Raw genomic sequence first — 12,544 nt, forward strand, 5'->3', positions numbered from 1 at the left:
GGGGCAGGTGCAATACTATGCCGACGGCACCCCGGCGCGGGAAGTGCAGTGGGTGTATGAGCCTGGCAGCTTCCGACCGCTGGCGCAGGTCGAACGCAAGGGAGAAGAGACCCGACTGCACTACGTGGTGACAGATTTAGCGGGCACGGCGCGGGAGCTGTGCAGCGAAACGGGAGAAGTTCACTGGCGGGGTGAGCAGGGGCTGTGGAACGGACACCGTGAAGACCGGTTGCCGGTGGGTCGGAAGCGTTATCTGGGCGACGCGGCGAACGAAGAAGTGTACTGCGAGCTGCGTTACCAGGGCCAAATCTACGACGCGGAAACGGGGCTTTACTACAACCGGCATCGTTACTATGATGCGGACAGCGGGCAGTATATCTCGCCGGACCCGATAGGATTGGCGGGTGGGCTGAGGCCGCAGGGTTATGTGCATAATCCGCTGGAGTGGGTGGATCCGCTGGGACTTACGCCAAAGGAAGGTCAGAGCAACATAGTATATCGTGCTTTGACAGAGCAAGACGCTGCAAGATTAGCTAATGGGGAATCTATACAAGGAAAAGCATTGGATGGTAACTGGAGCGCTGCTGAACATGTTGCAAACCAGCCTTTATCCGCGGCTTCTAATGCCGCTGGAGGGCCAGCCAAAAATAGTCCTTGGATATCGACAACTAAGGATTTAGATATAGCTAGATCCTATGATAGTGGACATGGAATAATAGAAATAGATCTTAATAAAGTCAGTTCGCCAAATGCCGAAGTATGGAAGACAGCTCCTAGGGTTAATGGAACAGGAGGGTTACCTTACCATAGGTCTATATGGGCGCAAGAAGTTACAGTATATAAAGAAATACCTAATTCTGCCATAAAAGGTCTTATGAAATGAATGTGGAAAAATCTAACGCATTAGAATTGCTTAAAGAAAGTGGTAGTGAGTTTATTTATCCATTGAAAATGGGAGGTAAAATAAATGAAGAGGCATTTAATAATCTTTTATTGGTTGCTGAAGAGATAACAAGAGTGTTTAAAAATGATGAATTTGTTCCTAAAAGATTATTATCTGAGATTTATTTGTTATCTGTAGGGATTGATTGTGAAAACTACCACCATAAAAGTGATTTATTAGATGATATGTCAAGGAAAATAATGCAATGCTTTAATTTAATTATTGCTGGGGAATCGGTAGATGATATTAAACCCAAAGGTCCAAGGATTATATAAGTGAGTGATCCTATTTTCTTCTACAGAGTTAATGAACCCTTTGGAATATTCTCTAATTTTTTCAAATGTAATTTTATCATTGACTCTATAACTTGGCCTACAGTTGAACATTATTTTCAATCTCAAAAATTTCAAGACGAAGTATCAAAGGAAAAGATACGTAATCTTCTTTCTCCAATGGATGCTGCAAAGTTAGGTCGAGATAGATCTCTTCCTTTAAGAAAGGATTGGGATGATGTAAAGAATAATATTATGCGCTTTGCGGTATTGGAAAAATTCAAACAAAATGATGAGGCTAGAGGAATATTATTATCGACTGGAGATGCTTTGCTAGTGGAACATACTCATAATGATAATTATTGGGCTGATGGAGGTGATGGGTCCGGTCAAAATATGCTTGGTCTAATATTAATGGAAACAAGAGATATATTGAAGTGAAATAATATCCGGAAGCGATCCCAATGACTCTTCCGGATTATTTATTTTTAGCGGTTGGTATTATTACGCTGGCCTATTCACCTGTTCTGCCCGAATAGTTGTTTTACCGGGTATTAACGCAATACTTAATGGCTGGACGAGTAACCCGTTCTGAGTCTGCCAGTACCTGAAATGCCAAAAGCAGAAAATATATAAATAAAAGCACACAAAACTAAACATGAAATAGAAAAATGCTGATTGAAATAAGGAGTTGGATTTTATCTCATAGTACCCATCAAGTTGAAATCGTAGTAACACACTGTTTCCAATCTCTTCTCTTTTAGTCGCGGGTACAACGCTCATCAGCAATATTGTAATTGGGTGGTGCGGGCCTATAACCAGTCCAGTCATCTCTGATCGGATGAGCATGAAATACGCAGCGACGAAGATGCGTTAGCGCTTATAGAAAGAGACACCCAGTCACATTACGTGGTAACGGACTTGGTGCCCCCCCTATTTAACGATGTCGGTAATTAGATGTGAATAATAATTTTAAAACAAGGAGTTAATCATGAATAAATTCATCAAGTATGTGGCTATTTCCTTGGCGGTGAGTCTGCCACTCACAGCAGCAGGAGAAGCGCCGCAATGGCTTGAAGGTATATTTGTTAATCAAGATAAAAACACATTGGTTAAAAGCCAGAGGTTTTGTCCTGCTGGTCAAGCGCTATATGATTTTATGCGAGCGGCGTATGTTATCGAGCGGGCGAGATGACGGGTGAGTCATTACGCTTTACTCCAACGGTGCTTTCCGAATCAAAGTCTCTGACAGTGGTATTGAACTCTTCCCGGGTGACGATTTTACCAAAAATGGCTAACAACAACAGGTTGAAGCGTGAGCCAAGCCAGTATCATGAGTGCAAACCTCGTATCTGAAGCCTTCCCAAAAAAGAGATGGTTGCTATTAACTCTTCGATGAAAGTCTGGATAACCATCCAATATTTATTAATCAACAAAATCATACTATTAATCGTGGGATCCATATTCTCGGTTAGATTTTAAAATTTATTTGACGAGGCATAGATTATCATGGAGCTGAATTGTGGGTCTGTAAAAAAGGTAATTGTACGTGATTGATAATTTTGTATAATTAAGTCATCGGTCATGATTAAAGAATGAAATTGGTTTCAGGGGTTATTCATCTCTTGAAAAATTAACTGCACGACAAATAAAAAGGAAGATAAGTTGAATTTACGTTCTTGTATGAGAAAGGCATCTGCGGTATTTGTTGTTTTCTTCGCTACTCAGCAGTGTATGGCAATGGAAAAAGATAATGTAAAATATCCTTATAAATTGATAGGGGATAAAATTGTCTTTCAACCAGCCGCGAATATTGCACCAGAAGTATTACCTGATATAAACCCTGAGAGCTTTAAAGTTATTTACCGCAATCACGGAGGAATTAACATCGCCTCTTCTGGTGAAAATTATTATTGTAATGCATCAAAATTACCTAATGATTTTAATCCTGATGCGGCAAGGGTTTTTGATGGCGAATTTTTATTCGCCAATAATAAAGCTTATGCAGAATGTAATCTTTTAGATTTTAACGTGGATGTTGAGCATTTCAAAGACCTTGATTTCCCATTTTTTACCGATAAAAAAGTCGTTTTAACTATTACTGGTGAAAAAATAGAAGGCGTAGATGCTGGATCATTTGTGACGTTATCTACTCATCAAGCTAAGGATAAAAACAACTATTATTTTGTTGCTGGGAAGACGGTGGTTTTACCTTACAAACGTAACGCAAGCGCTTATCCCCCATGTTATGGGTGGGCGAATATTGACGGAGCGCTTTACTATGAAGGCTCAAAGCATCCCGATGCTGATGTGTCCACATTCAAATGTTTCTCTTTTACTATGTCCGCTGATAAGCATGGGTTTTATGTTTATGACAAAAGACAGCCTGTTATCCCTGCCGATACCGCTGTAAAAAATATAAACCCGGTCAGTGAACATGTGTTTAGTGATGGAAAATATGTCTGGTTCGTCGCTGTTGATGCCGAACTGATCAAAGATGTTAATCCTAAAAAAATGCACATAGAGCAGGATAGTGGGGAAGTAAGAATCTCCGATGGTGTCAATCAATGGGCGTGTATCTTAATGAAAGATAAATATGACTCGTCATGTCATAAAATATGATGAAGTCATTTTAGTCACATACAGTTATGCGGCCCAATGTGGCCGTATAATATCTATGAGCTATTCTTTTGGTGTTTAAGATTACAGAGGTAATATGATAAACAGGTTAGAACGTAAAGTATGTTTAAACTGACTATCTGCCTTTTATGTTTTTTCCTTCCATTGTATGCGTGTGCCGACATTAGTATTTATAAAGATGAGTTTACATTGATAGGGCTCGAAAAAACCTCGAGAGGGAATGTTAGATTAACTTCAACTTTATATGGAGGAAGTTCTGACTTGGGGGCGAGCTCTCCAGCTGACTGTGTAATTAAAATCGGGATCACTAAAAACAAAAATGAATATTCAGCAACATTGCTGCCATTTCGTTCTGGACTAATGAGTTATTCGTCTACTCAAAAAAATATTGCTTATTTTGAGTTGTTGGAAAATAAGATAAATATTTTCTTCGAAGGGACTGTGGATGTTTGTCCTTTAGGAACTGAATTTTCGGGTGAGTTTGCTGTTGTCAATAACCACAGTAAAGAGTTCGATGCGTTGTTTGATAAACTTTTGGAAGAAAACTATGTTAATGCTGTTGCGTTGTTTCGCTCAGGTAAAATTGAACAGGCAATAAACTCTCTCGAGCCCTATTTAACTATGTCTGGTGGTGAGAGGTTTTATAATGAACGAATTTATAATGACTATGGTTATTTCCTACAGCAGAATAAGGATTATGACGAATCCATCAAATACTTTGAAGTTGTAAAAAGAAAAAATCCTAATCGGATGGCTGTATATTTAAATCTGGCTGATTCTTTCTGGGAGATGAAAAGCACAGTAAAATCCATGTCTAACTATAGACAGTATGTCAAATTAATGAAGATGGCGGATCATAATAAACAAATACCTTCCAGAGTGCTGGAGAGAATTAACTAACTATTATTTTAATTAGGATGAGACTCGAATCGTGTTAAAAACATTAACAGTTTTAATGATGGTTTTTGCATTTAAATGTTATGCAGGCACTGAATCAAATTTCGTGCAAGGGCCTTTTGAAATATCTCAGGATAGTCGTGTATTTATAAAAAAAGAAAACGATGTTAACCAGCCTCTTGGCCTTTACTTCGAAAATAAAGATCGTGCCATTAAAATAGACGGTTATGATGTCAATGGTGGTTTGCCAAATATCGAAACGGTATTTTTTATTACGTTGAATGGGGTAAAAAATGTCGTTGTCTTGGTTTCATGGCATGTTATACATCGGCCAGAAAGAATTTCTGGAACGTCATATCAAATTTATGGGTATTCTATCCACAATGATGGAATGGTGAACAATGAAAAAATCTCAAGGGATCCTATATCATATGGTGAAGAAGGGGAGTTTAACGGTGAACCCCATTATTTCAAATATAAAAATGCTGCATCAATAAAAAGGTATTTGCTAAACAAGTATCGGTGAGTCACACACAAAATGACGTCGTGTATTTGATTGTTTTCTTTCCGTGGTCAGATAAGAATACCCTGCATCGTTCTTCAAACGGCAACTATTTTTACTGGCCTCGTAATTTTCCTCCTGCTCTTATCTTGCTACACCGTATGTTCCCTTTCAGTTAGTCCGCGTCATCTCATTCAAACTATCTATTTTTCCTGTCAGCACTCCCACCTTTTCTCCTTATCCTTTTATCGACGCTTTTCGTAGCACGCCTCCCTTCTGCGAATACCGCATGTGCTTAGCGATGAAGCGAAACCGTCTTATCCCGAAGGCGCTATCTGCTCAATCCCTGTGCTGATTAGCTCCTGACTGCCGGTATATTGTACAATTTGGCTGGTCTGTCCTGCTATTTCTTCAACCTGGACTATGTTTGTCGCGAGAAAGGAAGAAAACCGCGGCGTAGATGAAGAGAGATCCACGGTGGATGAACCAAGGCGGCAAGCGCGTTGCCGACAGGCGCGCAGTGCTGAGTTTTTTGTTTGCTTATCAATACAGGAAAGATGGACGCGGTGAAGTGTTAGCGATGATATTGGATGAAATCGCTAAAGGAGCATGTCGGCGTACAGAGTTTTCATTGATCTCAAGCTTTTTTTCTATGGAAAGGCACTAGTCTAAAAGGAGTTAACCTTGTTTCTGCGACAACTTCATTATCTGGTGGCATTGGCTGAACATCGGCACTTTGCACAGGCCGCGGAGAGCTGCTGGGTCTCGCAACCCTCTCTGTCCGTTGCCCTTCAGCAAATGGAACGCGAGTTGGGCATTACCATTATTCGGCGCGAACGGCGTTTTCAGGGTTTTACGCCGGAAGGGGAGCGCGTGCTGGACTGGGCGAGGAAAACGCTGTCCTCCCTGGACGGTTTGAAGCAGGAGGCCGCTCTGGCGCAAGCCGTGGCCGGGGGGAATTTGGTCATCGGCGCCGTACCCTCCGCGATGAGAGCGGTTTCTACGCTGATTAAGGAGTATCGCCGCGTCATTCCCCGGCTGAATTTGAAAGTCTTTTCCCTGAGTACGCGCGATATTCTGAATCGGTTGAAAAATCAGGATCTGCATTTGGGTATCGCGTATTCCGATGTCAGCGCCGGAGAGATTTACGAGTCTTTGTCTCTTTACGCCGAGCGGTTTTTTCTACTGTCCAACAACGAAGTCGTTCCACCGGCTGGAGAGGCTTTCAGTTGGCGCCATGTGGGTGAGTTGCCGCTATGTTTGTTTAATCACGAGATGCAAAACCGGCGGGTCATCGAAGAGGCTTTTCGCGAGGCAGGGGTGACGCCTCAAGTGATTATCGAAACCAACGCGCTGAGCGTGTTATATGAAATGGTGAGTAGTGGACAAGCCTGCAGCATTGCTCCCATCAGCGCGATCCCTGAATATCTGATCGCCAACGGTATTGTCGCCCATCCCATTGAGTCCCCGGTGTTGCCTGAAATGAGTCTGCTGCGGCTACGCAAGGATAATCAGCCTGCACTGTTAGACGCGGTGTGGGGAATGACGACGCAGTTCGATCTCCAAGGAAAAATCGAGCAACCTATCTACCGAGCAGGTCGATAGGTGAGAGCTATTTATAGATATCTTCAAACAATTGGACGCGTGATTCTTAAGCGCACAGACTGGACCTCGTCACAAAAATTATAGCTTGAAGATCAAGGCTATATAATTAACTTGCTTAGGTTTAAGGAGATAACTATGTCCAAGATTTTGTGCGTATTGTATCCCGATCCTGTAACCGGTTTTCCCCCTGTCTATGCCCGCGACGATATCCCAGAAATTTTGACCTATCCTAATGGCCAGACGGCGCCCACGCCATCGGGTGAGCTAGGCTTCACTCCCGGCGAACTGGTCGGCAGCGTTTCCGGAGAGCTGGGGCTTCGTCGATATCTGGAAAGTCAGGGGCATGAGCTGATTGTGACCAGCGATAAGGAAGGCGCTGACTCCGTTTTCGATCGTCATTTGCCGGATGCTGACGTTGTCATTTCCCAGCCGTTCTGGCCCGCTTACCTGACGGCTGAACGTATTGCCAAAGCGAAGAAGCTTAAGCTGGCGTTGACGGCGGGCATCGGTTCCGACCATGTCGATCTGAAAGCCGCCGCCGAACGCGGTATTACCGTCGCCGAGGTGACTTTCTCGAACTCCATCAGTGTGGCGGAGCATGTGGTGATGACCGTTCTGGCCCTGGTCCGAAACTATCTGCCATCGCACCAAATCGCCAACAACGGCGGTTGGAATATCGCGGACTGCGTATCGCGCAGTTACGACGTCGAGGGGATGCACTTCGGGACGTTAGGCGCAGGGCGTATTGGTCTGGCGGCGTTGCGACGTCTGAAACCGTTTGATATGCAGTTGCACTACTATGACCCTCACCGTCTGTCGAGCGAAGTCGAGCAGGAGCTGGGCTTGACCTACCACGAAACTCCGGAATCGCTGGTCAAGGTCTGTGATGTGGTAAACCTGCAAACCCCGCTGTATCCCTCGACGGAGGGATTCGTCAACGAAGCTTTCCTGTCTCTGTTCAAACGCGGCGCCTATCTGATCAACACGGCTCGTGGCGCGCTTTGCGACCGCGATGCGATTGCGCGCGCGTTGGAGTCTGGCCAGCTGGCAGGCTATGGCGGCGACGTCTGGTATCCGCAACCGGCGCCGGTCGACCATCCGTGGCGACGTATGCCACATCAAGGGATGACGCCGCATATCTCAGGTACCTCATTGTCTGCGCAGGCGCGTTATGCGGCAGGGACGCTGGAAATTTTGCAAAACTTCCTTGAAGGGAAACCGATCCGTCAGGAGTATCTGATTGTCGACGGCGGCAACCTGGCCGGCACTGGCGCCAACTCGTATAAGTTAGCCTGACGCACAGGGCGATGGCTGCGGCGGTCTATGGCCGTCGCAGGTTAAGGTCGAGTCCAGTGTTTTCTGTGCCTATTCGTTTGCCGGGCACCGCAAGCGCTGATGCGTAGAGCAGTGACGATGTCGTATGTTCGTATCCACCGACCCCGTGCGCCGGTTTGGAGAAGACGATAACGATAGCCTGATGTGCCCTGAGATTTCCGTAGGAAAGAGGCCGCCTGATGCGGCCTTTTTTGTCAGCATCGTTATCGGTTAACGATTTTGGCGGGTAGGGCAACCACCAGTAAAGAGCTTGCCAGCAGGCAAGCGGCGAAAAACCACAGCGCGCCCGCGCTGCTTCCGGTGAGATCCAGCGCAAATCCCATCAGTGAGTTACTTACCAAACCGGCAATGTTGGCCAGCGAACAGGCGAGGGCAAAACCCGTTGCGGCGGCGGTGCCTGTAAGAAAGGTGGCAGGCAGGCTGAAAAAGACCGGCACCGCGCCGATGATGGTGGCCTGAGCGATGGCAAAGAGCAGCACCGTGGCGACGACGCTGTCGGTGAAGAATGTACTGCCCGCCATGGCGGCGGCGCCGATGAGAAAAGGGATGATGATATGCCAGCGGCGTTCACGGCGGCGATCCGAACTGGCGCCGATCGCGAGCATCCCCAACAGGGCCGCCAGGCTGGGAAGCGCGGTCAACAGTCCGATATGGAAAGGATCGGCCACCCCGGCTTGTCGGATGAGCGTCGGCATCCAGAATCCCAGCGCGTAGGCGCTTAGCAAAATGGAAAAATCGATACCGCCCAGCATCCACACTTTCAGATTGAAAAAGCCTTCCCGGAAGCGGCGAGGGGAGTGGCGGCTCTCTGCCTCATCCTGTTTTAACGCCAGGGCGACCTGCGCCTTCTCCTGCTGATTGAGCCAGTTGGCCTGTCGAAAGTTGTTAGGTAAGACCCATAGCGTCAGAACACCCAGCAACACACTGGGCAGGCCTTCCAGCAAAAATAGCCATTGCCAGCCACGCAGACCATGGAGCTGATCGAAATGAATCATGATCCAACCGGAGAGCGGTCCGCCGACAATGCTCGACAGAGGTAGCCCGATCATAAACAGAGCGATGACGCGCCCACGCCGGTGGGAGGGAAACCATTGGGTGAGATAATAAAGAACGCCCGGCAGAAAGCCGGCTTCGGCGGCCCCGAGCAGAAAACGCAGCAGGTAAAACTGCGCTGGCGTCGTCACCAGCAGTGTGCAGGTCGACAATACCCCCCATGAGATCATGATGCGGGCAATCCAAACTTTCGCGCCGATCTTTTCCAGCATCAGGTTGCTGGGAACTTCAAACAGGATGTAACCGACAAAAAACAGTCCGGCGCCCAGTCCGAAAGCGGTTTCGCTAAAGTGTAAATCCTGCACCATCTGCAGCTTGGCGAATCCAATGTTGATTCGGTCCAGATAGGCGGCCAGATAGCAGAAACAAAGAAAGGGGATAAGCTTCCAGACAATTTTTCGATATAGCGTATGTTCATCTTCTTTTACCGGCGTGGTTCCGGCGGCAGATACGTTCGTCATGTCAGAGATTCCTCATCGATCCAATAATGGCTGCGGCTATAGGCTTTGTTCCGCAGTGCGTCGCTTTTGCGGGAAGGAAAGCGATGGCCGGAAGCGTACTCGGCGCCCAAGCGTGATGCACCACGGTCGCTGGATGTTTATTCGCGCTGTGCGAAAGTCAGTCTACTGAGAGGCAAAAAGCCTGACTAGCGTCATTTGAGGCTAAATGTTGCGATTGGGTTGCAAGCAACCGATTCTCTTCGTCTATTTCCTAGATCTTTGAATTCTGTATGAGTCAGGCTGTGCCGCGATCCGCTGAGTGAGCGCTTGGGCGTCAAAGGGAAGGAACGAGATAATAGGATGCGGCCTCGATATGCCCTCATACAGTCTGGATGCACTGCCGCTTAGCCGCCTGGAATGACGGCGAAAAGGCGCTATTTGATGCTCTAATGAGCAGATAAACCGTTTCCTGTCCGTTCTGCTAAAAAAGGGCTTGCCATCATCCGCAAAGAGCGACATAATGCGCCCACTTCTTCGGAAGACATAGATAAAACGCTGATTAATCAACAGATTGAGAGTTTTATTTATCGAGCGACTTCACAGTTTATCGCCAGTGAAAGTCGGTCGTGACGCGGGAATAGCTCAGTTGGTAGAGCACGACCTTGCCAAGGTCGGGGTCGCGAGTTCGAGTCTCGTTTCCCGCTCCAAATTTTGTGTTGCAGAGCGCGTCAGCCTCTGTGACGCAGTGAAAGAAAGGACCTTCGGGTCCTTTTTTCGTTTCTGGCGCTTGTTGCCGATGGTCCCGCCTGTTTCCGCTCGGATGTCGGCGCAGCCTCGTCTTGCCTCGGTTCTAAACGGAAATCGACGGTGTGCATGATTATCTCCGTGCTCGTTGCCGCGGCCATTAGCCTTTCGATGTTGCCCCTCATCTGCGGATGCAATTAAATACGCCTCATTACTGGGAATGATCGTCGATGTTTTCTCATTTGCGACGTATAGAAATAGATTCTATTTACTATGGATTACGTTCATATTAATGAATCCTTCATTAACGCCAGAGTTTTTTCGTCGTTATTATATTGATATAATAACGAGAGGGAAATAATCTCCACTTCAAATATAGGAAATGAATAATATTTCTAGTTTTATAAGATTTTATTATTCAAAAATTGTTTTTAAATAATTCTTGAAGGTTATTTTGGCTTGCTGTACCGTGAATTAGGATGTTTTTCAGGCATCCTAATAAATGATTATTAACTTGGTAATTTAAAAGGAGATTATGTTATGAAATTCAACCCCCAAGTTTCTGTTGTCAGTAAAAGTACATTAAATAGCTCTTGCTCTCTGCGAGTCGCTTCTTGTTCTTTACGTCAGAAATAATCAGTATTAGCACAAGGGCATGGAAGCGCATTTTATTGGTTTTCTGCCCTTTATTTTATTATCTTAGCAAGATGATAATGTGGTGAATTGATAATATGCCAAGAGGGATCTTAGATGTTAGCCTGCTATCCATATATCAATAATAAAATAATACTCAAAGCCAATGAAGAGGGGGATTACAGACTGGTTTCATCCATTGAATATGATATTGATGGTGATGTGATCATTAACGAGTCTACGCGCTACTTATTGTCATTATTCGATGGGCGAAAGAGAACGTCAGATATTATTAATGAGGTGGAGAGAGCTTTTTTAGGCAGTGACCGTTCGGAAATTGAACGCGCCGTTATCGAGACGTTCTCTAATTTAAGTCACATCGGGATAGTAAAAGCGTGCCCGCTTCCTATTCCCTCCGAAGAGATAATCATCAAAAAAACGAACTCATTGGATACTGTATATATTGAATTGACTAATTCATGTAACTTGACATGTATTCATTGCTACAACGAATCGGGTTATGCCAGAAGCAATGAATTATCAACGGAGAATATGCTCTCCTTGATTAATGAAATTAGCAAATCTGGCGCGACCGATGTTATTTTGACGGGGGGAGAACCCTTCAAAAGAAATGATATTTTTATTCTTATCGATGAAATTGTGAAAAATGACCTCAGATTTTCCATATTTAGCAACGGACTTTTGATTACGCCAGAAATGGCAGAGCGATTGAAAAAATATAATGTGGAATTTATGGCCATCAGTCTTGACGGTGCGAATGCGGCCTCCCACGAGAGTATTCGCGGGAAAAATACTTTTAAACGGACTATAGAAAAGATTAGATTATTAAAGGAATATGGAATCAATGTAAGGGTTAACCACACTTTAACGACGAAAACCATCACTGAATTAGAAGAGTTTATGGCGTTGATGAAAGAGCTGCAGGTGGAAAACGTCTACTTTGACCGGTTCGATTATTTTGGCCGCGGGAAGAAAAACAAGGAGTTGGTCATTTCCATCGATGATGGATTTAAGGTGAGAAAATTGATTGAAAAATATTGCGACGATCAATGTTTGGCCACTCATGAAGCCTCATTGGGTCAAATGAGGGAGATCTCTTCGGCCAAGAATCTTTGCGGTGTCGGTTTTAATCAATGTTATATAAAATCGAATGGTGACCTGAGTTTTTGTCCTGTTATGTCAGACGATAAATTTATTATTGGCAATATACTCAATCAGGAATTGGACTCACTATGGCAAGATCCCAAGTGGGATGTCATTAGGCACGCTACCGTTGATGTTATCGCTGGTTGCGTCGAGTGTGACAGTCAAAGCCAATGCCTGGGCGGCTGTAAAGCGAAAGCTTATAATCACTATGGTCAGTTTACCTCGCCGGATCCTTGGGCTTGTTCGCAATTCAAAAGCAATGCTATTTTCAGTACAAAATTATTATCCTGACTAATAGTAAGCTAAAAATTAA

At 45.0% G+C, this 12,544-nt stretch carries 11 protein-coding genes and 1 tRNA gene; 11 read left to right on the top strand and 1 reads right to left on the bottom strand.

What is annotated here, in order from left to right:
* The 9 genes from AU511_RS17850 to AU511_RS00050 all read left to right on the top strand — a co-directional run.
* Positions 1-883, top strand: an 883-nt coding sequence (locus AU511_RS17850) for an RHS repeat-associated core domain-containing protein (RefSeq protein WP_276207157.1), incomplete at its 5' end; no start/stop codon positions are given.
* Between the two features lie 2 nt (positions 884-885).
* The gene (locus AU511_RS00010; protein WP_410440068.1) at positions 886-1,218 is read left to right on the top strand and encodes a hypothetical protein; all 333 of its coding nucleotides are present in this window, start codon (positions 886-888) and stop codon (positions 1,216-1,218) included.
* Entirely contained in the window at positions 1,219-1,656 is a 438-nt protein-coding gene (locus AU511_RS00015; RefSeq protein WP_094100996.1) for an NADAR family protein, read from the top strand. It begins immediately after the preceding gene.
* Positions 1,657-2,206: 550 nt separating this feature from the next.
* Entirely contained in the window at positions 2,207-2,410 is a 204-nt protein-coding gene (locus AU511_RS00020; RefSeq protein ID WP_094108369.1) for a hypothetical protein, read from the top strand.
* Between the two features lie 470 nt (positions 2,411-2,880).
* Complete coding sequence (locus tag AU511_RS00025; RefSeq protein ID WP_139829345.1) at positions 2,881-3,837, top strand: DKNYY domain-containing protein; 957 nt, start codon at positions 2,881-2,883, stop codon at positions 3,835-3,837.
* Positions 3,838-3,957: 120 nt separating this feature from the next.
* Positions 3,958-4,755 carry a tetratricopeptide repeat protein gene (locus tag AU511_RS00030; RefSeq protein ID WP_139829346.1) on the top strand — a complete coding sequence of 266 codons (798 nt, stop codon included), beginning with the start codon at positions 3,958-3,960 and terminating at the stop codon, positions 4,753-4,755.
* Positions 4,756-4,786: 31 nt separating this feature from the next.
* Positions 4,787-5,278 carry a hypothetical protein gene (locus AU511_RS00035; protein ID WP_139824095.1) on the top strand — a complete coding sequence of 164 codons (492 nt, stop codon included), beginning with the start codon at positions 4,787-4,789 and terminating at the stop codon, positions 5,276-5,278.
* A 660-nt stretch (positions 5,279-5,938) separates the two neighbouring features.
* Entirely contained in the window at positions 5,939-6,859 is a 921-nt protein-coding gene (locus tag AU511_RS00045; protein ID WP_094108373.1) for a LysR family transcriptional regulator, read from the top strand.
* 135 nt (positions 6,860-6,994) lie between these two features.
* Complete coding sequence (locus tag AU511_RS00050; RefSeq protein ID WP_094100990.1) at positions 6,995-8,155, top strand: NAD-dependent formate dehydrogenase; 1,161 nt, start codon at positions 6,995-6,997, stop codon at positions 8,153-8,155.
* Positions 8,156-8,397: 242 nt separating this feature from the next.
* Here the strand turns inward: AU511_RS00050 and AU511_RS00055 are convergent, their stop codons facing one another.
* Positions 8,398-9,708 (bottom strand): MFS transporter, encoded by a 1,311-nt coding sequence (locus AU511_RS00055; protein ID WP_094108374.1) that lies wholly within the window; start codon positions 9,706-9,708, stop codon positions 8,398-8,400.
* Positions 9,709-10,318: 610 nt separating this feature from the next.
* Here AU511_RS00055 and AU511_RS00060 point away from each other — a divergent pair.
* Both AU511_RS00060 and AU511_RS00065 read left to right on the top strand, forming a co-directional pair.
* Positions 10,319-10,394 (top strand) — tRNA-Gly (locus AU511_RS00060).
* A 787-nt stretch (positions 10,395-11,181) separates the two neighbouring features.
* On the top strand, positions 11,182-12,522 hold the full coding sequence (locus tag AU511_RS00065) for a radical SAM/SPASM domain-containing protein (protein WP_094108375.1): 1,341 nt from the start codon (positions 11,182-11,184) through the stop codon (positions 12,520-12,522).
* Positions 12,523-12,544 lie beyond the last annotated feature (22 nt).

This window comes from Lonsdalea iberica (genome assembly GCF_002111585.1).
Lineage (GTDB): Bacteria > Pseudomonadota > Gammaproteobacteria > Enterobacterales > Enterobacteriaceae > Lonsdalea > Lonsdalea iberica.